Source organism: Arenibacter troitsensis (genome assembly GCF_900177645.1).
Classification (GTDB): domain Bacteria; phylum Bacteroidota; class Bacteroidia; order Flavobacteriales; family Flavobacteriaceae; genus Arenibacter; species Arenibacter troitsensis.
Genome location: NZ_FXAO01000002.1, coordinates 586,560 through 612,908, shown reverse-complemented (window position 1 = coordinate 612,908; position 26,349 = coordinate 586,560). Strand labels below are relative to the sequence as shown.

Below are 26,349 nucleotides of genomic sequence, written 5' to 3'. Positions count from 1 at the left end.
GAATTACTCAAATATAATGGAGTGATTGACCGCAACTATCCTGTACTATCCTGTACTATGCTGGTTTAATTTGTTAATTTTTTTAACATGTTTTATAAGCTTGAATTGCTAATTTTTTAACAAGGCAAATATTGTATGTAAGGGAGTATATTTAATATATAAGGGTTCATGTCTTTTGGTAATCGTCAAATCGAGCTGGAACTGCGAATTCATTGAGCTTAGGCTAACAGAAGGAGGTTGAAAGCCCTTAAATGGAGTGTTTCTTCAATATCCAAAAATTTATTTTAAAAAAAAGACGATGATCCTGAAGTTTTTCTTACACTTGGATTAAAATAAATGGGCTAATTTTTTTTAATTCCAAATATCACATCTTTGCTGATAGGTTTTGATGGTGAATCAAGACTGCTTTATAGAATGAGTAATTTATTGTATTTGGTTGGACGTTAGAAGTTTTAGCACCGATTAATTATTCTTTCATGTAATGGGTAAACAAATCCAGGAAAGGTACCTTCCTTTCCTCATTCGCCGGATTGTAATCTGGGTTGAGTGTTGGCCAGTATCTTTCCTCTACATTTATTTTTAGCCAGTCCATCAGTTTTTTGAACAAGGCCTCCCGTAAAACGGTCTTAGTAGTGGCCAAATCGTTTTTTTCAAACGGGTCTTCTTTAATATTGTAGAGATGGAACCTACCGTACCAATCAAATATTAATTTGTAATCTCCGTCCCGAATAGCAGAATGAGGTGTTAGTGCATAGGGTTCGTATGGGCTATTGTAAATTACATTAAAGGGGTAGTGCCAGAAGTGCGTTTCCTTGCTATACCCTTTTTTAATGTTTTTAGGGTCTGAAAGTAGGGGCAGGATACTTTCTCCATCAAGTTTGTTGGTTTGGATAATAGCTTTGGAGTCATAACCGGAAGCTTCCAAAATAGTGGGATAAATATCGGTGCAATCTACGGGTACGTCTACCCATTGCCCTTCTTTGATCTTTCCTTTCCATCTAAAGATAAGCGGTACTCGAATTCCACCTTCGGTTACACAGGCCTTCCCTCCTAAAAACGGACTGTTGTCCGTGCCATCGCCTTTTGGGGTAATTTTAGAATCGATACCGCCATTATCCGACATGAATATGACCAAGGTATTTTCGTCCAGACCGGTTTCTTCGAGTTTTTTCAAAATTTTACCAACAGATCTATCCAAGCTTTTTATCATGGATGCGTAAACGGGATCTTTATGGCCGTTCCATCCTTTGGTAGGCTTGTTCTCAAAATAGGCAATTTCATCTTCCTTGCCTTGGTAAGGGGAGTGGATTGCAAAATGGGAAAAATAGAGAAAAAACGGTTGTCCTTTAAGTTTGGATCTTTCGTCTACGTAGTTTAGGGCCTGAACCGTTAAGTCGTCCGTTAGGTAATCCTCATTGGTCTCCTGACCCGAATCGCCTATTTCCGAATGTTCCTGTGGCATTTTGGGAAATCGTGTCTTTGTTTTGTTATCCCAGCTTTTTTTCCAATCATAATATACCGAACCACCTGCATCAAACCAGGCCAAGGGTTCAAATCCTTGATCCGCAGGTTGATATCCTTGGGCGCCAAATCCACCAATATGCCATTTACCGATAAAGGCAGAATGATAGTCCTTTAATGCCTCTGCTATTGAAAGTTCATCCCTGCCATTATCATAAGGATTTCCGGTAGGCACCGCCGAATTGGAGGTGGCATTGTTCAATGCCTGCTCTATCAAAATATTATCTTTATGTTCCAATACATCATGGGCGTAATATCCGTCTGGGATTGGTAAATTTTGATTGTAATAGGTTTCACGCAGGGGCATGGCCGTTGTAAAACCTAGTCTACTGGCATACTTCCCCGTCATGATACTTGCCCGGGTCGGGGAACATAACTGGTTGGCATATGCCTGGGAGAAGGCTGTGCCTTCCCGGACCAAGCGATCGATGTTAGGGGTTTCATAAAACATTTCGGAACGGTTTGCTCCGGAAAATTTATGGGCATAGGCCTGACTGTCCATAATGCCATAATCATCGGCCAATATTAAGATTATGTTGGGTCTGGATGCAGTGTTTATCACTGTGGATTTTTCTCCCATTTTGGATTTACAACCAAATAAAAAGATTGATAAAAAACAAAGACCCAAGGTTTTGGAATGTTTCATGAAGATGGATTTGGTGTGCTTACTATATTATGTTTAAAATGTTTAGTTTTTGCTTTACCGGGACCAATCAAAGAAAAACGAAATTCCCGTAAGAGACATTCTCTTTATAGGTCAGTTCTGATTAAAGGTTAAACTTACGTTGGTAATTTTAGGGAACTATCCTGTTGTGTGCGGTTAAAAGGCGGCGAAAATAACTGCATAGTACATGTGGTCCAATTGTGGATCAATACAATTAGTGTCTATGGAAAGTTTAGTTGTTTGTTATGATAGGGGAGTTTCCTAAAAGACTTTATATGGAATTTCGGTCTATAAAATTAAATGGGTTCTTAATCTTTCCCTTTTCCTTGTTCAAGATCATTCTAGAGGCTGTTTCCCCCATTACCTTAAAGTCTGTAGAAATAACGGTAATGCCCAATAATTCCTTTAATGGGGTGTCGTTGTAGGATATAACCCCTATCTCCACACCTAAAATAAATTCCTTGTCCCGAATCTGGTTCACCAAACTCACTAAGTCGTTTTCTTCAATGGTAATAAAGAGATCGCCCTTTTTAAGAATGATATCATCAAAAATTTCATCCAGGATCTCGAAATCTATTTTGTGTTCTACACAAAATTTGCGAAAGCCGTGTAAAATTCTCCTGGGATAAGGATATACGGCATTTTCGGGATAGACCAGAATCAGTTTTCCATATCGCGAGATCTTTGGCAACCCTTCCTTTAAGGCATTGTAGATATCATTCTCAAAATCCTGATATATTTCAATGAAATCCCCTTCAATTTCAAGTTTATTATTGTCCATTAACACCAATTTGTTCTTGGGAATCATATTGATGGCCTTTATGGCTTCATCAGTATAGCTTATATGTTTAAGATCGTCTGTCTTGAAATGCGGCATGATAACGTAATAGTCATATGCGTTGATATTCTTCTCTATTAAATTTGCAAACAGGGAGTTGTCACAATGGTAAATATGAAGATCTGTATGGGAGTTGCCCCCAATAGTGTTTATAAACGAATTGTAAATGCGCATTTTATAGGCGCTCAATTTATTGATTAGGAATAGTATATTGACCTTGGATATTAGTTTTGTTCTGGTTATATAATAACCTTTACCCCTTATGGAGGTAATTATCTTGCGTTCCTTCAATATGTGGTAGGCCTTTTCAACAGTATCACGGGAAAGCAAAAATTCCTCGCTCAAGCTATTGATGGAAGGAATTTTATCATCGATCTTTAGGTTGCCAATGGAAATGTTGTTGATTACCGAATCTACTAGCTGCCTATATTTAGGGATCCTGGAATTTTCATCTATTTTGAGGTATTTGAACATATCTAAGCTAATCTATAATAATGGTAATTTAAAATAATAAGTCTGCCGCTTTTGTTTATTCTTCAATAATAAGCTATTTAATTTTAAATTTATTAATAAAATAAAGCTCTTTTGGTTTCAGAAAGGTCGATAAAATTAAAAAAAAATACTGGTTGCAGTACAGTACAGGATGCATTCAGGAGAACTGTGCAATACTTTAGCAATCATAAAACTTTTGAAGCTATTAAATTATGAATCATTCCGCAAAGAATTTTAAATACGTTAATTATCTCTGGGAAGAGAGCAAGGCGGAGGCGCTGGGCGACGATCAGGTAGAACTGTTTCTTTATAGGTCCAATATTTTAGGGGCCGATCTTCGAATTACCAATTATGGTGGGGGCAATACCAGTTGTAAGACCGTTGAAAAGGATCCTCTGACCAATGAAGAGGTAGAGGTAATGTGGATCAAGGGTTCCGGTGGGGATATAGGTACTTTGAACAAGGCCGGTATCGCCGGATTGTATACCGAACGGTTGAGAAACTTGAAAAACGTTTATGGAGGTCTTGCGGATGAGGATAGAATGGTAGGTCTTTTTGATCATTGTATCTACGATCTGGAAAGCAAGGCCCCGTCCATAGATACTCCCTTGCACGGTCTACTTCCCTTTAAGCATATAGACCATTTGCATCCGGATGCCTTGATAGCGGTAGCCGCGGCCAAGGATAGTGAAAAGGTGACCAGGGAAATTTGGGGAGATACCATGGGCTGGGTACCTTGGCAAAGGCCAGGTTTTGATCTAGGCCTGCAATTGGAAAAATGTTTGGAGGACAATCCCGGTATAAGGGGGATCGTTTTGGGGAGCCACGGACTTTTCACCTGGGGGGACACCTCTTATGAGTGCTATATGAACAGCTTGGAGGTCATAGAAATGGCTTCAGAGTATATCGCCAAAAAGATTACGGAAAAGGGCAGCGTATTTGGAGGGCAAAAAGTTAAAAGCCTGCCCCAAGAGGAACGCGCTGAAAAGGCTTCCCAAATAATGCCATTGCTAAGGGGACTTTGTTCTTCCGAAAATAGAATGATAGGGCATTTTTCGGATAGTGATGTGGTCTTGGAGTATATCAATAGCAATGACTTGGAGCGCTTGGCGCCAATGGGCACATCCTGTCCGGACCACTTTCTAAGGACGAAGATACAGCCTTTGGTATTGGATCTGGATCCGAAGGAGGATCTTGGTGATGCCAAAGCCGTATTGAAAAAACTGGAACCGGCCTTTGAGGCCTACAGGCAAGGCTACAAAGATTACTATGAGACCTGTAAAAGGGACAATAGCCCGGCCATGCGCGACCCTAATCCGGTGATCATCATATATCCGGGCATTGGGATGTTCAGTTTTGCAAAGAACAAGCAGACCACTAGGGTGGCAAGTGAATTTTACATCAATGCCATCAATGTAATGAGGGGCGCCGAAGCCATTACCGAGTATACCTCTTTGCCCAGGCAGGAAGCTTTTGATATTGAATATTGGTTGCTGGAAGAGGCCAAGTTGCAGCGCATGCCCAAAGAACAGCCCCTGTCCAGAAAAGTAGCGGTAGTTACCGGAGCAGGAGGAGGTATAGGCAAGGCCATTGCGGATAAACTGGCCAGTGAAGGAGCCAATGTGGTATTGACCGATATAGCCGAAGATCGATTGGAGGAGGCTGTAGGCACCTATAAGTCGGATACTGCCAGTTATGCGGTTTGCGATGTTACCAAAAGTGAATCTATTGCGGGGGCTTATAAGAAAGCGTGTTTGGAGTTTGGCGGTGTGGATATTGTAGTGCATAGTGCGGGACTTGCCATTTCCAAGCCATTGGACGAGACCACCGAAAAGGATTGGGATATTCTGCAGAATGTTTTGGTAAAAGGGCAATTTGAACTTGCCAAACAGGCAGTTGCGATAATGCGCAAACAGGGTCTGGGAGGAGATTTTATAAGTATAGCCAGTAAGAACGGGCTGGTTTCAGGCCCGAACAATGTGGGCTATGGTACCGCCAAGGCGGCACAACAGCATATGGCCCGTTTATTGGCGGCCGAATTGGGCGGAGACAAGATCCGTGTGAACACGGTAAACCCGGACGGGGTTATAGTGGGCAGTAAGATTTGGGAAGGCGATTGGGCCGAAGGAAGGGCCAAGGCCTACGGCATTACCGTGGACGAACTGCCCGCACATTACGCCAAAAGGAATTTGTTGAACGAGATTATTTATCCAGAGGATATAGCCAACGGTGTTTTTGCCTGTGTTGCCATCCTGGATAAGACCACGGGCAATATAATAAATGTGGATGGCGGTATGGCCAATGCATTTGTGAGATAGATAGTGAGTTAGTTTGAGTTAGTTTTTTTGAGACCTGTCAGGGTAGCGTACAAATTCCTGACAGGTCTAATTCTAATCGGGAATATAATGAGAATAGATAAAGAAAGAATACAGGAAAAGAACCAAAAGGAGTTAAGATCGCACCGGGAAAAATTCGATTTTTTGTCGAACGTCCTAGTAAAGGATGGTTGTAATGTCCATGATATAATCGATAAATTGGCCGAATTCCAAGTGGCAATTCCCAGTTGGGCCCTAGGCGCAGGCGGAACCAGGTTTGGAAGGTTCTCTTTTCAGGGGGAGCCGTCCACTTTGGAGCAAAAAATAGATGATGTGGGTATTTTGCATGCCCTGACCCAGACTGCCGGAGCCATATCATTGCATATTCCCTGGGACGTACCACAGGATTATGAAGCCATAAAACAATTGGCCGCTTCGCACGGTATTGTTTTTGACGCGGTAAACTCCAACACTTTTCAGGATCAAAAGGATGCCAGGGAAAGCTATAGGTTCGGTTCGCTGAGCAATAGGGAGAAGGCGGTAAGGGAACAGGCGGTCCGGCACAATTTGGAGGTGATCGATATAGGCAACAGATTGGGGTCCAAAAGTCTTACGGTCTGGTTGGCCGATGGGTCCAATTTTCCGGGACAGAACAATTTCCAGAACGCCCTGCAAAATACCCAGGACAGCCTAAAGGATATCTATAGGGCCTTGCCGGAGGATTGGAAGTTGTTCATTGAATACAAGCCTTATGAGCCCAATTTCTATAGTACCGTAATCCAGGATTGGGGCACTTCTTTTATGTTGGCCAACGAATGTGGGGACAGGGCGTATACCTTGGTGGATTTGGGCCATCATTTGCCCAATACCAATATTGAGCAGATCGTTGCCACCCTGATGATGAAGGGCAAACTGGGCGGTTTTCACTTTAATGACAGCAAATACGGGGATGATGATATTACCGTAGGCAGCATTAAACCTTATGCCCTCTTTTTGATTTTCAACGAATTGGTCTACGGGATGAACAATAATCCCCAAAATCCATACCCGGCATGGATGATCGATGCCAGCCATAATATCAAAGACCCCTTGGAGGATCTGATCCAATCCTTGGAGGCCATACAGGAAGCATATGCCAAGGCATTGCTGATAGATCAGGGCCAATTGAGAACGGCACAAATGGAAAACGATGTAGTCCGCTGTCAGGAGATACTTCAGAATGCCTATCGTACGGATGTACGGCCATTGTTGCAGGAGGCAAGACGCAAGGGCGGTGGGGCACTTTCTCCCATAGATGCCTATCGTACACTTAAGGTGAGGGAAAATTTGATCAATGTAAGGGGCAGAAACAGTGTAGCTTCCGGATTATAATACAATCAGATGAAAAAGAAAGTAACGGCGGTATTCGATATAGGAAAGACCAATAAAAAATTCTTTCTTTTCGATAAGGATTTTCAGGAAGTGTATAGGGAATATACGCGTTTTGAGAATATTAAAGATGAGGATGGTTACCCAACAGAAGATTTGGAGCGATTAAAAACATGGTTAAAAGAGGTTTTTGACCGGATATTGGATGCCAAGGAGTATAACATTACTGCAATCAACTTTTCATCCTATGGTGCCAGCTTGGTGCATTTGGATGAAAATGATGAGGTGGTAACACCACTTTATAATTATACCAAAGAGATTTCTCAGGAAATTATAGACTCATTTTATGAGAAATATGGCCCTAAATTGGATTTTGCCTTGGCCACGGGTTCTCCGGTATCCGGACTTTTAAATTCGGGAATTCAATTGTACTGGCTAAAACATACAAAACCCGAAATCTTTAAAAGAATAAAGTACTCCTTACATTTGCCCCAATATTTAAGTTTTATCTTCACGGGTATCCCTGTAAGTGAACATACCAGCATTGGTTGCCATACGGCACTTTGGGATTATAACAAAAAAGATTATCACGATTGGGTCTATAAAGAGGGTATTTATAAAATATTACCTAAGATCGTTTCTACCGAGACCAGTATCAATATGAACTATAACGGCAAGCGTATTAAGATAGGTGTCGGAATACATGATAGTTCGGCGGCATTGTTGCCCTATGTACGAAGTGTTCGAAAAAAATTTATACTTGTTTCTACTGGAACCTGGAGTATAACCATGAACCCATTTTCTGAGGAAGCACTAAAAGATTCGGACATTGATAAAAATTGTATCAATTATATGCGGATCAATGGAAAGGCGGTCAAAGCTTCAAGCTTGTTCCTTGGCAATGAATATAAGGAACAAGTTAAAATGCTTTCCGAACATTTTCAGGTTTCCAGCGAATACCATAAAACGATTCGATTTAATCATGACATTTATCTAGAAATTATCAAAGATTTCGAATATATGTACCGATGGGTAAGTATTAGCGATGAAAGGATGCCAGAATCTACAAAAATCCCTTACGATAACTATGAACACGCCTATCACCAATTAGTGGTGGAACTTGTTCTACTGCAGGTGGAATGTATCAAAACAGTAAGTGGAAAGGATAACATTGAGAGATTATATATAGATGGAGGTTTTACGGATAATGATGTTTACATTCAACTGATATCACACTATCTAAGAAATATGAGGCTTAGCACCACGGATTCCTCTTTGGGATCGGCCCTAGGTGCGGCATTATGTATATCGGACGTAAGATTGAACTCCAAATTCCTAAGAAAGAACTATGCTTTGAAGAAACATGTTCCATTCATTATTCAGTAAATAGTAACGTAAAGTGAAACAGATATTAATGACCTACCCGTTTATTTAGAAAGTAAGTAATTAATCATAATAGGACAACTAACCAAACACCATAACCTATAATAACACACAAGCACTATGAGCCAATTCAATATAGAAGAAGAAATAGAGGATATAGCAGGCGGAGAATTTGAACGCGTACCCGTACCCGAATCCAAACTGAAAAGTTGGAAAAGTTTTCTGGGAATGTACGCTGGGGAACATGCCGCAGGAACCGAATTTGTAATTGGGCCACTGTTCTTGACAACGGGGGTAAGTGCCTTCGATCTTATTGTAGGACTGCTGTTGGGGAACTTGTTGGCCGTACTCAGTTGGCGTTTTCTGACGGCCGAAATTGCCGTGAAGTACAGGTTGACCCTGTACTACCAATTGGAAAAGATCTGTGGAAAGAGTTTGGTTACGGGTTATAATTTGGCCAATGGAGTGCTTTTCTGTTTTTTGGCGGGGTCCATGATTACGGTTTCTGCCACGGCGGTGGGGATACCCTTTCATATGGAAATGCCCAAGCTTACGGATACCATGCCCAATGGTATGACCTGGGTTATCATTGTTATTGCCCTTGGCGCGGTTATTTCATTGATAGCCTCCAAAGGCTATGACACCGTGTCAAAAGCGGCAAACTGGATGTCCCCTGTGATAGTATTGGCCTTTCTGGCCTGTGGTATCGTGGCCTTAAATCAGTTGGGGGTAGGCAGCCTATCGGAATTTTGGGAAATATGGGGAGAAGGTTCCGATCCCTTCCCGGGACAGATCAAATATACCTTCTGGCATGTTGTTATTTGGTCCTGGTTCGCCAATGCGGCCATGCATGTGGGGATGTCCGATCTATCCGTATTCCGTTTTGCTAAAAAGGCAAGTAGTGGATGGACCACGGCTGCCGGAATGTATGTGGGGCATTATATGGCTTGGATAGCGGCAGCGTTGTTATATGCTGTTTATTTAAAATCACCTGAAGCTCAGGGACTCCTGGCAAATGGAGAGGCACCTACGGTAGCACCGGGGCCATTGGCCAACAATGCCATAGGTGTCTTTGGGATAATTGCTGTGGTTTTGGCTGGATGGACAACTGCCAATCCAACTATATACAGGGCGGGACTGGCCTTTCAGGCCATAGTGCCCAAACTTTCCACTTTTTGGGTTACCATAATTGCCGGTACCTTGGCTACAGTAGCTGGCCTTTTTCCGGCCTTTGCGATGAAATTACTTGGTTTTGTGGCCTTGTACGGGTTTATATTGGCTCCTTTCGGTGCCATTATCGTGTTCGAACATTTTTTCCATAAGCAGGCAGGAATCGTTAAGAATTATGCCGAGGAGGCCAATCTGAAATTTAATAAGGCCGTGTTTTTTGCATGGGCAATAAGCTTTGGCCTGTTCTATTATATATCAATCCAGTTCGACGTATTTCTGTCCTTTGTTACCTTACCGGCTTGGTTACTTTGCGGTGTCCTGTTTTTGGTATTTAGCAAATGGATTCAAAAGAGTTGAAAAAAAGGCTATTGGGATTCCAAATAACTTCGGGAACCTAGTCGAGGAATTGGATTATCAATTTAATTCTTCTTCTTAAGACGTTACCAAGAAGTTTGTTTGAAGTCCTGTTTGTATAAAAAAAAGCTATTGGCTAAGATGTGAAACAATACTCTTAGCCAATAGCTTTTTTTATGGTTTCTTAATGATTTCGGAAGCTCCGGACAGTTTTATTTTGTTGATGACGGGACTTCCCTTATATCTCAATTTACTGGCACCTGAAGCATCGATATCTATGGTTTCCGAAACCGAAAGATACGCATCACTGGCCCCGGATAATCGTATATCCAATGCTTTTGCCAATAAATCGTAATTCTTTAGAGTACTAGCCCCTGATAAGGAAACGTCAAGTTTGTCGACTTTTCCAAAGAGGTCTAAATGGGCCGCTCCGCCTGCTTCCACTTGCAGCTGCTCCAAATCCAACTCCCCCGTAAACTCCGAAGCCCCTGTTAGTTCAATGGATACGTCGGATGCCAACAATTCGGACTCCAAGCTTACCTTGGAAGCACCGGATAAATCAAAATCGGTAATCCTTTTGGTAACAATGTAGGCATTCAGGGTTGGGTTACCCCTTATACTTGTAAAGTTCCTTAACCTGATACCCAAGGTGCCATCCACCATTTCAACTACAATCTTATCATGTAGATTCTCGTTTGCCTCAATTTCTATCTTTTCTTCCGTATCCGAAAATTGGACATAAACGTTGAAGGCGTCCGAGACTTTTAAAGCGGAGTAACCGGTAATATTCACTTCCCTTGTGGTAATTTCTCCCCGAGCCCTAATTATTTCATGATCACAGGATAAAAAAAGACCACATATTGCAATAAGGTAAATACCCATAGATTTTGTTTTCATTTAATAAAGGTTTCATGATTAGATGTTTTAAAGACAAAGAAGTAGATAAAAGGTTGCAATTTTTTGAATATTAATTTTTTTGGAGAGATACATTTCTTTTTTGGTAAAAATGAAAAACTGACCTTTGGTTCACTTGAATGATTTACTGATGTAGATTATCTTGCAGACAGCAATTTAAAGACCGAGTATTAAAATATTTGGGAGCAGATGATAAAAAAAATAAATAAATGGAAATCAGGGCAGGAATAAAAGTAGTGTTCATAGGTTTGTTGTTCAGTTGTAATGTCTTTGCTCAGGATAGAATAACCGAATTGAATGCGTATTGGAATGTAGTAAAGGAAAACGTGGAAGCAGGTGATGTTGCCGGATATGGGGCAACTTTCCATGAGGATGGGATATTGGTCTCGGATAGGGGCAAGGTATGCTATTCATTACGGGAGGCACTGGAACAATGGAGGAATGGACTTGAAAAAACAAATAAGGGGATCACTAAAGTAAATTTGGATTTTCGATTTTCAGAAAGGACAGGGGACAATACTACTGCTTTTGAAAGAGGTATTTTTAGGCATAATTTACTGGATGAACATGGAGAACGTACGGAAAGGTTTATCCATTTCGATGCACTATTGATAAAAAAGAACGGTAAATGGCAGATAATGCTGGAGCACCAAAAATTACCCGCAACCAAGGAAGAATGGATGGGCATGGCCAAAATGTAATAGGGAGTTGATTTTCAAATGTTCCTTCTGTGCTGACGGATTTGTCTTTTGTTAGTTGGATGATGGCGCTATCGCAATGTGTACTCTTGCAATCATAAAAGTGATTCATTGGAATAACAGTATTGCTTTAACGATTTTATACTTCTAGATTGCTTTTTATTGACCAAGAACAGCCATTAGCCTCTAATGGTTGTATTTGCTATTTTAATTAAATTGACTTTCTAAAATTAAAGTTGAGGTCGACACTTGTTGCAAATTGCTTGGGGTAGAATTTTTCGCTAGTTAAATATCAATTATTTTGTTCTACTATAAGTTATAATGACTAACTTTTTAATATATATATTATAAGTTTGTTTTAATTATAAATTTTTCTGCGGACTGGGAGGTTCTGGGGTAAGGTTGTGTTTTACCGGTATAAATGGCGTATTTGTTGTTTATAATTGAAGTATTCTTTGAAAAAGTTTTATTGAAAAACTAATTATGAAAGGTATTTTAATATCTTTGGTTTAGATAATCTCCTATGGTATGAAAAAAGAATATGCGAAAATGGATGCAGCCTCTTTGCATCTGGCCAACAAGAAAGTCGTTTTAAAGCTTATTAAGCATAATAGTCAGATTAGTAGGTCGTCTCTGGCCAAGGAGTCTGGGCTAACCCCCCCGTCCATTACCCGTATTGTGGATGAGTTGATAAATGTGGACGGTTTGGTCGAAAGTCTGGGAGTGGGCAATTCCAGTGGAGGTAGGCCTCCCATGATCGTAAAGTTTAAGAACGAAAATAACTATATAATAGGTATAGATTTAGGGGCCACTTATATTAGGGGGTGCATGGTGGATCTAAATGCAAACTTTATTTCCGAGATACAGGTTCCCACTGAATTGGAAAAGGGGTTTTTCAGTATTATTGATAAGGTGATCAAGATGATCCATAAACTTCAGAGCAGGAAAGAAACCAATGCTAAAATATGGGGAGTTGGTATTGGAGTGGCCGGCTTGGTCAACAGCGAAACTGGAATAATAGAATCTTCTCCAGATTTTGGCTGGTTTAACATTGATTTGAGAAAAGAGTTGGAAAAGCATTTGGATTTGCCTTTTTTCTATGATAATTCCACTCGCTTAATGGCGTTGGGCGAGTTGAAGATGGGGGTAAAGGAAAATCAGAAAAATTTTGCAGTGATAAATATTGGATACGGAATTGCTTCCGGGCTTGTTGTTGAAGGGAATCTTTTAAAAGGGTTTTCTGGTTTCGCCGGTGAGTTTGGGCATATACCCGTAGATACGGATAGTGACGTTCAGTGTAAATGTGGCATGTACGGTTGTCTTGAGGCATTGGCTTCCGGTCATAGGATAGCGTCCCTTGGCAAACAGGCCGTTGCCGATAATAGGTCGGAGATATTAAAGGAACTTTGTATGGGGAATGCGGAGCTTATTACAGCCGAGTTGGTAGCGAGGGCGGCTAAAAAGGGAGATCCGGCATCCATGAAGATATATGATGATGTTGCCGAGTATCTATGTAAGGGAATAGGCACTATTGCAAATTTATTAAATCCGGAAACAGTCTATATCGGAGGAGGGATTTCCTTAAACGGGGATTTACTCTTCAATTTGATTGAACAAAAAAGAAATAAGTATTTGTTGGCGGGTAATGCAAGGGTAAATATTCAGCCTTCCACCTTTGGGGATCAGGCTACATCCATTGGTGCGGTTTCCGTGGTTTTAAATAAAATTTTGAACTTGGAGCTGTCTGGCAATATGGTTGAAATTTAGCACTGAACTTATACTTATAAAACTTATTGTTTTATTGTGCTATTGGCGCATAAACGATCACAATGTAAATGACGAAATTAATATATATTCTTACCATTTTGGCATTTGGCCAGGTTTTAATTGGTTGTAAGGAGGAAGCTAAAAGTGATGTCCCAAAAACCGAAGCTAAGAAACCCAATGTAATACTTATTATGACCGATGACCAGGGATATGGGGATTTGGGGTCTCTGGGCAGTCCTTATGTAAAGACTCCTAACCTGGATAAATTCTATAACGAAAGTGTGCGATTTACCGATTTTCATGTAGATCCTTCCTGTTCTCCTACCAGGTCGGCCTTGTTGACCGGCAATTATTCTGCTAGGGCAGGAGTATGGCATACCATAGGAGGTAGATCTTTGTTAAAGGAAGGTATGGTCACCATGGCCGATGTATTCAGTGATAATGGATATAAGACCGCTGTCTTCGGAAAATGGCATCTAGGGGAGAATTATCCCTTCAGGCCAAATGATCGAGGCTTTCAGGAAGCTGTGGTGCACGGAGGTGGTGGTATCGGTCAATCCCCGGATTTTTGGGGCAATGACTATTATGATGATACCTATAAGCACAACGGTAAATTTCAAAAATATGATGGCTATTGTAACACGGTATGGTTTACAGAGGCCATTGATTATATAGAGCAAAATAAAGACGAACCATTTTTTTGTTACATACCAACCAATTTGCCACATGCCCCTTTAACTGTAGATGAAAAATATGTAGAGCCGTTTAAGGGCAAAGTTTCGGAGCGTTTGGCAAAATACTATGGGATGGTAGAGAAAATAGATGAAGATGTTGCTGCCTTATTTCGCAAGGTTGCCGAGCTGGGACTGGATGAGAATACCATAATCATTTTTATGACAGATAATGGTCCATGCCCATGGTTTGGTGGGGTTGGGATGGATTTTGAAACCGGTTTTGTGGAGGAAGGATATACTGCAGGAATGCGAGGGGCTAAAATATGGGGCTATGAGAATGCGCATCGGGTTCCGTTTTTTATTCGTTGGCCCAGTGCAGGGATTCAGGGCGGAAAGGACATAGATGCACTATCGGCACATATAGACGTATTGCCTACACTTATAGAGTTATGCGGATTAAAAGGAGCGGATAGTTTAAAATTTGACGGTAGAAGTCTTAAGCCTCTTTTAAACGGTAAGAAGAATCAATGGGAAGATGATAGAACAATATTTGTCCATAACCAACGTGTGGAATATCCCGTAAAGGATAAAGAGTATCAGGTGATAACCAAAGATTGGAGATTGGTAAATAGGGAGGAAAAGGAATTGTACAACATTAAAAAAGATGGGGGACAAAAGGTAAATGTGGTGGAAGAAAACCCCGAAGTGGTGGAAGAACTTTACAAAAGATATGAGGATTGGTGGCAGGATGTTTCCGTAGGTTTTGATCAATATGCAACTATGTATGTAGGGTCTGAACATGAAAACCCGGTAACCCTTTATTCGCATGATGCTCATACCAGGCAGGGTGAAAAAATATGGACGGTAAACGTAGCTCGGGATGGCAGGTATGAGGTGGCCGTAAGCAGGTGGCCCACTGAGTCAGGTAAAAGTATTGGGGAGAATGGCAAAGGAGATTTGGTAGATAGGATAGTAAGTGCTTCGCTAAAGGTAGGTAACATTGAACAAACTGTAAAGGTGGATGGCGAATTGAGCTCTGCCAAGTTTCTTGTGGATCTAAAAGCAGGGGTTACCTGCTTTCAGTCGGCCTTTAGTTTTAAAGGGAACAATAAGGTTGGTGGGGCAGGTTTTGTCTATGTAGATTATTTAGGTGATGGAGATGCCCAAAAAATTAATGAATATGTACCCTCGGTTCCCGATGAGGTTCTGCGGAAAGGGTATGAGCAGAAAGTAGTGCTTTTCGATTAAAATGAATGTTTAAAAAGATTGGATTTTATTCTAATAGAATGAAGAATTTATCAAAAGTAGTTGCCGTTGTCTTGTTATTGGTATTTGTGTCGGCCTGTAAGGATGGGGTGCAGAAACAGGAAGAAGTTGTAGCAAAAAAACCAAATATTATTTTCATCCTTACTGATGATCAGCGTTGGGACGCCCTTGGATTTGCTGGAAATTCAATAATAAAGACTCCCAATATGGATGAATTGGCCACTACTGGCCTCTATTTTAAAAATGCCTTTGTAACTACACCTATCTGCGCCGCTAGTAGAGCTACTATTCTTACTGGTTTATATGAGAGGACCCATGATTTTAATTTCGGGAAACCTAAATTGAACAATGGGTATATGTATGATAGTTATCCCTATCTGCTCAAAAAGGCAGGTTACAGGACCGGACTTATTGGTAAATTTGGTGTAAAGGTCAATGAGGGTATAGAGGATTCCATTTTCGACACCAGTATCATGACCTTTTGGCCGTATCTAAAAATGGTAGATGGTAAAGAGAAACATTTGGCTGATATCAACGGGGATCACGCAATCGATTTTATTAAAAGCGATAGGGATAAGCCTTTTTGTCTGTCCTTGTCCTTCTGGTCGCCACATGCAGATGACGGTGCGGAAGAACAATATTTCTGGCCAAAATATGCGGATAGTTTGTACATGAACAATGAAATTCCCACACCTGGAACTGCAGATCCTGCTTTTTTTGAGGCCTTGCCCGAATTTATGAAACATTCCATGAATCGGAAAAGATGGTACTGGCGATATGATACCCCTGAGAAGTTTCAGCGCATGGTCAAGGGGTATTATAGGATGATCAGTACCGTAGATAGTGTTGTAGGTAGGATAAGGGCCACTCTGGAAGAGGAAGGTTTGGCAGACAATACGGTCATTGTATTTATGGGTGATAACGGTTACTATTTGGGTGAACGTGGCTTTGCTGGAAAATGGTTGATGCACGAACAGTCGCTTCGCGTACCCCTAATGATTTATGACCCTAGACAATCCGAATCTGAAAGGGGCAAAACATTTGAAGAGATGGTTTTAAATCTGGATATTGCACCTACAATTTTGGATTTGGCCGGAGTGGAAATTCCTAAAACCTATCAAGGGGAAAGTCTAACTGCCTTTTATGATGGTGATTCCAAAAATTGGCGATCCTCTGCCTTTTTTGAGCATCAGAGGGAAGGGGAGACCTTGCTTCCCAAGACCGAGTGTTATAGGGATGATACTTGGAAGTATATAAGGTATGAAGCTAATCCGGAATTTATTGAGCTATACAATCTAAAAGAAGATGTAAACGAGGTCAACAATTTGGCCTATGAGGAGAAATATAAGGAACTGGTAGATCTCTATTCCAAGAAATGTGATTCTGCGGTAGGTAAATTGATGAAAGAGAGGAGGGTGTATTAAGCGTTAGTTGAGCTTATTAGTGGTAATGCTGGTTTTCTTAGTGTCAAAAATATAAAAGATCCCGAACAACCTTGATTGTTCGGGATCTTTTGTTTGGATTCAATTCGGCTCAATCATCTTTATTGGTTGCTACGGTACAATTTTGATGGAATGTTTAGGTGGGGTTTAGCATGGCTGCAAGCAGCTTCGTATTGGCCGACAAATGATTAATGGAATATGGGATACGATTTAAATACGGTTCATAAATGGTAAAATTATCGTGGAATTCATACTTATTAAAGATTATTTAATAATGACTCGTATAACCTCTATTTTGTATAAATTAATCAAATTTATATGATTTTACAATAGTTGTCTATTTTCCAGTTCTATTTTTTTGATACCTTAATATTGATTATATAGCGCCTTCAGGTTGCAATTTTGTTTAAATAGTATAGATATTGGTTAACTTTGAGCTAAATAGTGAGGTGTTTAGCTATTAGCTTTGTAAGAGAGATATATCTTCAGAAGTATTAAAAATAGTTTTATTAACTTTTTTGAAGATGTATAGAATTATAAGAGAGTTGTTCCTTAGTTGGATTATTGAATTTTTATGATAGGATATTGAGGAATAACTAGAGCAAAGTTCCCTGTTTATGAAAAAATGTTTAGCGTTTGTTTGTTTTTTCTTTATGCTACTTTCTCAATGTTACTCTCAAAATAGGGAGTGGGCCTATGAAAAGTGGACAGAAGCACAAGTAGACGGGTTTTTGGAAAAGTCAGAATTAATCCCAATACAAATAACTGGTGATAAGGATAACAGGATCAATATCGTTATAGTAAACCAGTGGACCTCTAAGGACGAGCAACCTTATAATTCCCCTGATATGAGGGGTGAATTTGTGAAGGATATTAAGGAATCCTTGGTGGCCGCACTTACCTATGGGGATGAAAGGGCGCAGACGGCATATTCCCATTATAAGGAGTTTTTTAATGTTTATGGCTTGTGGATGCCCGATACTCCTGAGTGGAAAAAGGGAATTGATCTGGAGGCCATGGATGCTATGCGTGAAAAGTTATTCTTACCGTGGGCAAACGAACATAGAGGCTGGGTAACTTTTCTAATAATGCCCAATAGGGAAAATGGTGGAGGTGGCGCGGCCAGGAATCTTGAGAAGAGGGTTGGCAACGCCGTAATCGCAGGTAATGGTATTGGGAAAATGTTGCATGAAATATCCCATACGTGTATGAGTATTGGCGATGAATATACTACAGCTGCTACAGGCACCAGTGCATTTCCTACTTATTCCGCTGATCTGCAATATGAAAGGGATAAGATTAAATGGAGAAAATGGATAGAGCCTACCACTCCCTTGCCTACGCCTTATGAAGAAGAGTATTTGGATAAAATTGGTGCCTTTGAGGGCAATCAATATCACTTGGTTGATTACTATAGGTCTACCGCCCAAGGATGTATCATGGGGGCAGGGGTGTTTGATAATACCGAGGAAATGTGTCCGGTGTGCAACCAAAGGGTTTCAATGAGGGTATATGATCTGGTGGATATTATAAAAAGTACTACCCCGGAGAATAAATCCATCGAAATAAATGGAAGTAAAAAAATTCATTTTTCGGTAGATCACATTGTTCCGGAGCCCAATACTCAAGTGGTAAGGTGGTTTCTGAACGGAAAGTTGATTGCGTCTGGAGTAGATGAGCTGGAAGTTGAATTTGGAGACATTGCAAAATATGAATTGATCTGTTCCATTACCGATGAAACACCAAATATTAGGCCCGATCCTCCTTTTGCTCGGTTTCCCAAGGTAGAGGTGCAATGGAATGTGCTGAATACGGCACCAAAATCCAAGGCCAAGCCGTTAACGGTTAAAGCCAACTTTGAGAAAGTAGATAAACAATCAGGGCTTTTTAGGGTAATGCCGGTTGTTTCGGGGGGAGTGCCTCCCTATATCTATGTATGGTCCAATGGAAGCACCTCGGAAACTCTGGAAGAAGTTGGAGTGGGCATTTATGACGTTGTGGTAATGGATAGTGAATTTAGAACCCAGAAAGCACGGGCTTCTATCTATGAGAGTAGTTTGGGGAGTTTTGGTTCGGCTAAAAAATCCAAGAAAAGTAAAAAAAGCAAATCCACGATTGCAGTTGTAGCAGATGTAAAAGCCTCCGATGTCGATAAGGATAACGGGGCAGTGGCATTGAGTTTTATTGGTGGTCGGGCGCCTTATACGGTGCAATGGAAAAACGCAGAATACGAATATGGGAACTATGAGATTTATGAACCGGAAAATGCAACTATAGTGCTCCCGGAACATCAAATTAAGACATTTTTCAGTGCTAGCAACAATTCCTATTTGGATTGCAAAGGGCATGAAGGTTCTGTTGCTTGGGATGTAGAGGTGGCCAATGGTGGTTTTTATCCCATTGATGTAATCTATGCCGGTATCAACTTAAAGGGGTCGGATACCCAGATTTCCATCAATGGAGAAATAGAAGCCAATACCATGTATTTTAATCAGACAAGGCCATTATATACAGGTTGGGATGTAGCAACTATGAAGGTATACCTTAATGAAGGTGCAAATAAGGTTGCAATCGTTTCCAACGGACAATCCATTCCCAATATAAATCATATAAGGGTGCCTACTAGTGTCAAATCAAGAACTGCCAACCAGAACCAAAGAATCAATCTTTCTCCTGGGGATTATAGCTATGTGGTCTGTGATTCGGACGAAAATAAAATAGAGGGGACCATATCTGTTCCGGAAGTATATCCTTTAGAAATTGGCAATTTGAAGTTTGAGAATAGGGATGGGACCGTGGCAGTTGTGGATCCACTTCCTGGATACACCTATAAGTGGTATGCTGAGGACGCCAAAACTACAAAAAGCGAGTCTTATGAAAAGCCCTTGGGCATTGGTAATTCTTTCGTACCAGAAGGACAGGGGAATTTTTATGTGGCGGCACAGAACAATTTGTCAAGGGCGGAAAGCAGTAATAGAATTGGTTTTGGGGTAGGTGACTTTGCCAATAAGAGATCTATTGCCATAGATCCATCAGAATTGGGATATGAAAGTATAAAAATGTGGTTCGATGCCAGTGACATTGATGGCAATGGAAAGGAAGATGATTTCGTTACACCACGTGGTCCCGTTCCTAACTGGAAGGATAAGGTGCGCAGAAGCCCAAACGAGTTGTTCATGAAATATGAGCCCAATCAATTGAACGGGAAAGGTGTTGCTGCCTTCGATCATGTTTGGGTGTCCATAATGCCAAAAGAAGTAAAGGATTATCAGACGGTTATTATGGTGTACAGGGAAAGTAGTATGTCTTTTCCGGGTACAAGTCTCTTTAGGGGTTCCAATGGTTGGATGGGTAAAAGCAAGGAATCTGGGAAGGCCATTTTTGACAGGGATAATATTGATGCCTTAACCAGGAATGGCCAGGTTTTCTTGAATGGAACTCAAATAGATCCGTTCAGTACACCAAATCCAATGGAGTTCTGCATTCTAGTAGTGCAATTGGAATCCAAATCGGATTCCGGTCTGGCTAGGACAGAAGGGCTTTGGGAAGGTTCCTTGGCAGAATTGATTCTTTTGGATAGGGAATTGGAAGAATGGGAAAGAAAAGGTGTTGAGGAATACCTTAGAAGAAAATGGTTTTCAACGGTGGATGTGGAGTTTTAACAGTACGCCGAAATTAACGATACAAATTATATAACATTTAAGTTTTCTACATGTCAAACAGAAAATCACCTTTTGCTTTATTTCATATTTGTTTAATCCTAATCGGCTTAATTCTGATAGTTGGCTTTTCATCCTGTAAGGAGGAAAAGGTAGCCATATTGAACAAAAAACCGAATATTATTTACATAATGACGGATGATCATGGCTATCAGGCTATGAGCGCATATAACGGAGGGTTGAACGAAACCCCCAATATTGATAGAATTGCAAAAAATGGCGTAAAGTTTACCAGGAGTTTTGTTACAAATTCCATTTGCTCCCCGAGTAGGGCCGTTATGTTGACAGGTAAATTTTCACATTTAAACGGGCAGCAGATTAATAGTCAAAAATTTGATGGTAGCCAAATGACTTTTCCCAAGTTATTGCAAAAAGAGGGTTATCAAACGGCTATGATCGGAAAATGGCATTTGGGAAGTGATCCAACGGGTTTTGACTATTGGAACATTTTACCTGGACAAGGTGATTATTATAATCCGGATTTCAACGAAATGGGAAATAAATCTAGGGTAGAAGGCTATGTTACCGGACTGATAACCAAATTTAGTTTGGATTGGCTGAAAAATAGGGATCAGGAAAAGCCCTTTGCCATGTTAATGCACCATAAGGCCCCTCATAGATGTTGGATGCCCGACACCACTTATTTGGAAAAATACAACGATGTTAAGTTTCCCCTTCCCGATAACTTTTACGATGATTACGAGAATAGGACGGCGGCAGCAAGCCAGAAGATGCACATAAAGGATTTCTGTCCAGTTAACGATCTTAAAATGTACGATAAGGAAGGGGAGATAGACGGACCGCTTCGTAAATATTTTGAAGTACAGATCAATCGGATGAATCCAGAACAGCGCGCAGCATGGGATAAGGCATATGATAAGGAAATCGAATATTTTAAGAATGCCAACCTTAGTGGAAAGGAATTAATGGAGTGGAGGTATCAAAGATATCTTGAGGATTACTTAAGATGTATTGCCTCTGTAGATGATAGTGTTGGAGAGATATTGGATTATTTGGAAGAAAATGGTTTGGCCGAAAACACCTTGGTAGTTTACACCTCTGATCAAGGATTTTATTTGGGAGAGCACGGCTGGTTCGATAAAAGATTTATGTATGAAGAATCTTTCCGTACCCCTTTATTAATGCAATTGCCATCCAGGTTCAAAAAGGGGAGAGTAGACCAATTGGTTCAAAATATAGATTATGCACCTACATTTTTGGAATTGGCAGGTGTGGAAGTGCCAGAGGAAATGCAAGGGGAATCATTGTTGCCAATTTTGGAAGGTAAAGAGATTCCTAAATGGAGAGAGGCACTGTATTACCATTACTACGAATACCCTGGCCCGCATTCCGTGAAAAGACATTATGGGGTAAGGACAGATAGGTATAAGTTGATTCACTTTTATAACAATATAGACCAATGGGAGCTGTATGACCTAAAGGAGGATTCCACAGAGATGCATAATTTATATGGAAAAGAAGGGTATGCTGAAATAACCGAGGATCTTCATGCAAAATTGGAAGGACTAAGGGAGCAATATAAGGATACCGTTGCTCTGGAGACAAATTAATATGATGATAAGAAGTAGTGTAAGTGCTCAGATTCCTTAAAATTATTAATAAATGACTGTAAAAGTTCCCCCTTTATTAAAACTCTTATTTTTCCTCACCACAATGCATTGTGTGGGTCAAATGGATACATCCAGACCGGTCAAGTTGTTTATTCTCGGCGGCCAGTCCAATATGGATGGTACCGGCAAATCTGAAGAGTTGCCAGAGGATTATAGTGTTCACCCAGAAAATAGTGTAACCTGGGATAACAAAAAGAAAATGTGGGTGCCGTTGGGAACAGACTCCTTCGCCGAAAGGAGAAAATTTAAGTTCGGTCCTGAAATCGCATTTTCCCATAAACTTGCCAAAAAATATCCCAAATATACCATAGCAGTTGTAAAAACATCCGGAGGCGGGACCAAACTTTGGAAGCATTGGCTTCCTGGACAGCCTATGTATGTTAGGTTTCTTCAGAATATGGAAAATGCCATTGAGGATTTAAAAAAGCAGGGGATTCCTTATGAAATATGCGGTATGCTCTGGATGCAGGGGGAGTCCGATGCAGAATTTTTGGAATGGGCCAATGCCTATGAAGAGAACTTAAAGATCCTCTATAAGGACGTGAGGTTGCAAACGGGCAATAAAGACCTGCCAATTGTTATGGGTCGCATTTCTATAGGGCTCTTGAGAAAAACACCTTGGAATTTTGATTTTACCGAGGTGGTCCAAGCGGCCCAAGATAGGGTTGCTACAGGGGATAAATACGTCCGTATTATCAATACGGATAAATTGGAAACACTAAAGGATAATACCCATTTTAATTCCGAATCCAACATTTGGTTGGGCCAAAAGATGGGGAAATTAATGTTAAAATTTATGAAGTAATATATGGTACGATCCTAAGAAGTGGGTCCATATTGTACGATACTTTTTAAACCCATTTTAATAATTTGTATAAAGTTTCCTATATAAAGTAAGGCTCAAAGACAGTAGTACTAATAATAATTTAAATAACAACTCAAATGAAAGTAAAACAGAAATTCAAAAGCAAAATTAGACTTTGCAATGTAGTGCTTTTATTCCTTTTTGGTACGATGGGAATAATAGCTCAAACGGTAACTGGAACGGTAACCAGTAATGATGGACCCTTGCCAGGGGCCAGTGTAATTCAAAAAGGAACCTCCAATGGAGCAATCGCCGATTTTGACGGAGTGTATGAACTTAGCCTGGTGTCCGGAGAGAAAACATTAGTGTTTTCGTACTTGGGTTACCAAACTTTGGAGGTGGCCGTAGGTAACAACACCGTAGTTGATGGGTTTTTGCAAGAAGATGCCCAAGCACTTGATGAAGCGGTGGTGGTAGGTTACGGAGTACAGAAAAAGGAAAATTTAACTGGATCCGTTTCAATTGTTGGAGAAGAAATGTTCGACAACAGGCCAGTGGCCAATGCCCAACAGGCTTTACAAGGAGCTTCCCCAGGTTTACAGATTTCAACCTCCAGTGCAACGGGTGAGCCAGGAGCTGAAATGAATATGAGCATTAGGGGGTTAACATCCCTTGAAGGGGGGAACTCTCCTTTAGTTTTAGTAGATAATATTCCCATGGGGATTAATGACATTGATCCTAATGATATTGCGACCATTTCTATCTTAAAGGATGTGGCGGCCTCTGCTATATATGGAGCTAGGGCAGCTTTCGGTGTTATTTTGATAACTACTAAAAGTGGAAAGAAAAATGGAGGTGTACATATTTCTTATTCAACCAATTATGCGATCACTTCCCCGATGAATATGCCGCAAAATGCAGATGCATTATCTTTCGCACATACTATGAACCAGGCCAGTGAAAATGCCGGTGGCAGTCCCTATTATGATGCCACCAAATTGGAATGGATTGCACAGAACTTGACCAGTCCGGGTAGTGCCCCAGAAGTAGTAGAGACGGCCAATGGTTTGTCCTGGGATCTCGGTGTGGATGGATTAAATGCTTCCGCAGCTACTGATTGGGAATCTCTTCTCATTAAAAAAAACAGTTCAAGAATAAAACACAATCTTAGTGTTTCTGGCGGAAGCGAAAAAACCTCCTATTATATGTCTGGAGGATATTATGATGAAGAGGGTCTTTTAAAAGTGGGTAAAGATTATTTTACACGATATAATATCGATGCAAAAATAAGCACAAAAGCCACCCCATGGATGGATATTTCCTTGTTGACCAAATACAAATACGAAGAGCAGGAATATCCAGCACACCCAACATCAGGTTCAGGCAGATCATTTGTTACCTTGCTAATGACTAGGCTTAAGCCGACCAAGCCTGCATTTTTTCCAGGAACCGATGTATGGACTGGAAGGATAGGGGAACAGGTTCTACAAAAGACACTTGAGAAGAAGAGACAAATAATCCTTTCTCCAAGGGTAACCATTGAACCTATAAAGGGTTGGGTTACCAACATAGAGTTTAACTACCGCACCAATGATAACAGTGAGGAATCGGCATTTCCAACGGTGCCTAGTGCTGTGCCTGATGGATCTGGAGGATCTATAATAACCTCCTCCAATCAGGAAAGTACCCGCTACTATTCTACCCTGTACACAAACACTTATATGTCTCCAAACATCTACTCGGACTACACCAAGAGTTTTGGGAATCATAACTTTCATATATTGGCAGGGTATCAGCAAGAAAAATACAGTTATTCCAATTTGTTCGCACAATCTGCTTATTTGTTAACAGATGCTATTCCTTCCATTAATACATCAGTTGGAGAAAAGACGATAAGTGATGGTAAAGGACATTGGGCCACTCAAGGTATTTTTGGAAGGTTCAACTATAATTATGCCGAAAAATACTTATTGGAGATGAACGTGAGACGAGATGGTTCATCAAGGTTCGATTCCGATAACAGGTGGGGTACTTTCCCTTCTGTTTCTGGTGGTTGGGTGCTTTCCAAAGAGAACTTCTACCCCTTAAAGGATCAAATAGAATTTTTGAAGTTTAGAGGTTCTTACGGTTCTATTGGAAACCAGAATGTGGCCAATTATTTGTACGTTCCGTCCTTGCCAATTAGTCAATCTTCATGGTTATTTGGAGGAGAGCAATTGTGGACCGTAGGGATACCTAATCTTTCCAGTGTTAATTTAACATGGGAAAAAGTGAATACGGTCGATTTTGGGTTAGATCTTAGAACCCTAAACAACAGACTTGGTCTTACTTTCGACTGGTATCAATCCAAGATAGACAATCTAGTTGGGCCTGGAGAATCCGTCCCAGATGTTTTGGGTACCAGTGTGCCTAAGATAAACAGTGGTGAAGTAACCACTACGGGATGGGAAGTTGAACTTTCTTGGAGAAATACTTCCAATGATTTTTCTTATGGTGTAAGAGGTGTCTTATCCGATTATAAAAGTGAGATAACAAAATATAACAACCCTACCAATATCTTAAATAATTACTATGAAGGGATGCAACTCAATGAGATTTGGGGAATGGAGACAGCAGGACTGTTTCAATCAGCTGATGACGTTGCAAGTTGGGAGAACGACCAATCCTTTATATATTCTGGTGCTTGGTTTCCAGGAGATGTAAAGTACATGGATTTAAATGGTGACAATGTTATTGATATAGGGGACAATACGAAAGATAACCCAGGGGACAGAAAGGTAATTGGTAATAGTACCCCAAGATTTCAATTTGGGTTGAGTGCAGATGCTTCCTGGAAAGGATTTGATGCCTCTTTTGTTATACAGGGTGTTGCTAAACGGGATTTGGATCTAAGAGGATTGGGAACATTCAGGGGGCCAGCCAACGGACCCCTACATGCCAATGTTTATACGGAACATTTGGATTATTTTAGGGCCGAGGACACTACAAACCCATTGGGACCAAATACCGATGGCTATTTTCCAAACGCATATAACCAATTTACAGGGCAAAATGATAAAAATTATCGTTTTCCTACTAACAGGTATTTGCAAAATGGAGCCTACATGCGTCTAAAGAATGTTCAGGTTGGCTATACAATTCCAAAAGACATAACGAGCAAGGCCAACATATCTAGTGCCAGAATTTATCTCTCTGGTGAAAACTTATTAACCTTTACAGATTTAATGATCTATGACCCAGAAGCATTTGATGGTAGGGACGGACGTATAGGTGACCAATATCCTATAAGTAAGATGGTTTCATTAGGATTAAACATTAACTTCTAAA

Annotated in this window: 15 protein-coding genes; 12 read left to right on the top strand and 3 right to left on the bottom strand. The window is 40.6% G+C overall.

The annotated features are described in order from the left end of the window. Positions 1-466: 466 nt before the first annotated feature. On the bottom strand, positions 467-2,167 hold the full coding sequence (locus B9Y87_RS07040; protein ID WP_085497495.1) for a sulfatase: 1,701 nt from the start codon (positions 2,165-2,167) through the stop codon (positions 467-469). A gap of 289 nt (positions 2,168-2,456) precedes the next feature. Further along, positions 2,457-3,497: a GntR family transcriptional regulator gene (locus B9Y87_RS07035; protein ID WP_085497493.1), complete on the bottom strand. Its 1,041-nt coding sequence runs from the start codon at positions 3,495-3,497 to the stop codon at positions 2,457-2,459. Positions 3,498-3,727: 230 nt separating this feature from the next. On the opposite strand from B9Y87_RS07035, the gene B9Y87_RS07030 reads away from it, so the two are divergent. The 4 genes from B9Y87_RS07030 (at position 3,728) to B9Y87_RS07015 (ending at position 10,108) form a co-directional block, all read left to right on the top strand. Then, positions 3,728-5,833, top strand: coding sequence for a bifunctional aldolase/short-chain dehydrogenase (locus B9Y87_RS07030; RefSeq protein ID WP_085497492.1), 2,106 nt, complete (start codon positions 3,728-3,730; stop codon positions 5,831-5,833). Between the two features lie 87 nt (positions 5,834-5,920). Continuing rightward, positions 5,921-7,201 carry a sugar isomerase gene (locus tag B9Y87_RS07025; RefSeq protein ID WP_085497490.1) on the top strand — a complete coding sequence of 427 codons (1,281 nt, stop codon included), beginning with the start codon at positions 5,921-5,923 and terminating at the stop codon, positions 7,199-7,201. Between the two features lie 9 nt (positions 7,202-7,210). Then, the gene (locus tag B9Y87_RS07020; protein WP_085497488.1) at positions 7,211-8,584 is read left to right on the top strand and encodes an FGGY-family carbohydrate kinase; all 1,374 of its coding nucleotides are present in this window, start codon (positions 7,211-7,213) and stop codon (positions 8,582-8,584) included. A 117-nt stretch (positions 8,585-8,701) separates the two neighbouring features. Continuing rightward, the gene (locus B9Y87_RS07015; RefSeq protein ID WP_085497487.1) at positions 8,702-10,108 is read left to right on the top strand and encodes a purine-cytosine permease family protein; all 1,407 of its coding nucleotides are present in this window, start codon (positions 8,702-8,704) and stop codon (positions 10,106-10,108) included. Between the two features lie 171 nt (positions 10,109-10,279). On the opposite strand, the gene B9Y87_RS07010 is transcribed toward B9Y87_RS07015, so the two are convergent. Continuing rightward, positions 10,280-11,002, bottom strand: a complete 723-nt coding sequence (locus B9Y87_RS07010; protein ID WP_085497485.1) for a head GIN domain-containing protein — start codon at positions 11,000-11,002, stop codon at positions 10,280-10,282. Between the two features lie 227 nt (positions 11,003-11,229). Between B9Y87_RS07010 and B9Y87_RS07005 the strand changes: the two genes are divergently transcribed. The 8 genes from B9Y87_RS07005 (at position 11,230) to B9Y87_RS06970 (ending at position 26,348) form a co-directional block, all read left to right on the top strand. Further along, a complete protein-coding gene (locus tag B9Y87_RS07005; protein WP_085497483.1) occupies positions 11,230-11,721 on the top strand; it encodes a YybH family protein in 492 nt (163 codons plus the stop codon). Positions 11,722-12,246: 525 nt separating this feature from the next. Continuing rightward, positions 12,247-13,485 carry an ROK family transcriptional regulator gene (locus B9Y87_RS07000; protein ID WP_085497481.1) on the top strand — a complete coding sequence of 413 codons (1,239 nt, stop codon included), beginning with the start codon at positions 12,247-12,249 and terminating at the stop codon, positions 13,483-13,485. Positions 13,486-13,553: 68 nt separating this feature from the next. Next, a complete protein-coding gene (locus B9Y87_RS06995; RefSeq protein WP_085497479.1) occupies positions 13,554-15,407 on the top strand; it encodes an arylsulfatase in 1,854 nt (617 codons plus the stop codon). 38 nt (positions 15,408-15,445) lie between these two features. Then, the gene (locus B9Y87_RS06990) at positions 15,446-16,849 is read left to right on the top strand and encodes a sulfatase family protein (RefSeq protein WP_176225603.1); all 1,404 of its coding nucleotides are present in this window, start codon (positions 15,446-15,448) and stop codon (positions 16,847-16,849) included. A 635-nt stretch (positions 16,850-17,484) separates the two neighbouring features. Beyond that, a complete protein-coding gene (locus tag B9Y87_RS06985; RefSeq protein ID WP_085497476.1) occupies positions 17,485-20,529 on the top strand; it encodes a M64 family metallopeptidase in 3,045 nt (1,014 codons plus the stop codon). 50 nt (positions 20,530-20,579) lie between these two features. Further along, positions 20,580-22,157: a sulfatase family protein gene (locus tag B9Y87_RS06980; protein ID WP_085497474.1), complete on the top strand. Its 1,578-nt coding sequence runs from the start codon at positions 20,580-20,582 to the stop codon at positions 22,155-22,157. Positions 22,158-22,209: 52 nt separating this feature from the next. Then, positions 22,210-23,022, top strand: coding sequence for a sialate O-acetylesterase (locus B9Y87_RS06975; protein ID WP_085497473.1), 813 nt, complete (start codon positions 22,210-22,212; stop codon positions 23,020-23,022). A 137-nt stretch (positions 23,023-23,159) separates the two neighbouring features. Next, positions 23,160-26,348 (top strand): SusC/RagA family TonB-linked outer membrane protein, encoded by a 3,189-nt coding sequence (locus B9Y87_RS06970; protein WP_085497471.1) that lies wholly within the window; start codon positions 23,160-23,162, stop codon positions 26,346-26,348. Position 26,349 lies beyond the last annotated feature (1 nt).

Coding starts and splice junctions, on each gene's coding strand:
- B9Y87_RS06995 (WP_085497479.1), top strand. CDS start 13,554: ATGACGAAATTAATATATATTCTTACCATTTTGGCATTTGGCCAGGTT.
- B9Y87_RS07035 (WP_085497493.1), bottom strand. CDS start 3,497: ATGTTCAAATACCTCAAAATAGATGAAAATTCCAGGATCCCTAAATAT.
- B9Y87_RS07040 (WP_085497495.1), bottom strand. CDS start 2,167: ATGAAACATTCCAAAACCTTGGGTCTTTGTTTTTTATCAATCTTTTTA.
- B9Y87_RS07000 (WP_085497481.1), top strand. CDS start 12,247: ATGAAAAAAGAATATGCGAAAATGGATGCAGCCTCTTTGCATCTGGCC.
- B9Y87_RS06990 (WP_176225603.1), top strand. CDS start 15,446: ATGAAGAATTTATCAAAAGTAGTTGCCGTTGTCTTGTTATTGGTATTT.
- B9Y87_RS06985 (WP_085497476.1), top strand. CDS start 17,485: ATGAAAAAATGTTTAGCGTTTGTTTGTTTTTTCTTTATGCTACTTTCT.
- B9Y87_RS07010 (WP_085497485.1), bottom strand. CDS start 11,002: ATGAAAACAAAATCTATGGGTATTTACCTTATTGCAATATGTGGTCTT.
- B9Y87_RS07020 (WP_085497488.1), top strand. CDS start 7,211: ATGAAAAAGAAAGTAACGGCGGTATTCGATATAGGAAAGACCAATAAA.
- B9Y87_RS07005 (WP_085497483.1), top strand. CDS start 11,230: ATGGAAATCAGGGCAGGAATAAAAGTAGTGTTCATAGGTTTGTTGTTC.
- B9Y87_RS06975 (WP_085497473.1), top strand. CDS start 22,210: ATGACTGTAAAAGTTCCCCCTTTATTAAAACTCTTATTTTTCCTCACC.
- B9Y87_RS07015 (WP_085497487.1), top strand. CDS start 8,702: ATGAGCCAATTCAATATAGAAGAAGAAATAGAGGATATAGCAGGCGGA.
- B9Y87_RS07025 (WP_085497490.1), top strand. CDS start 5,921: ATGAGAATAGATAAAGAAAGAATACAGGAAAAGAACCAAAAGGAGTTA.
- B9Y87_RS06980 (WP_085497474.1), top strand. CDS start 20,580: ATGTCAAACAGAAAATCACCTTTTGCTTTATTTCATATTTGTTTAATC.
- B9Y87_RS07030 (WP_085497492.1), top strand. CDS start 3,728: ATGAATCATTCCGCAAAGAATTTTAAATACGTTAATTATCTCTGGGAA.
- B9Y87_RS06970 (WP_085497471.1), top strand. CDS start 23,160: ATGAAAGTAAAACAGAAATTCAAAAGCAAAATTAGACTTTGCAATGTA.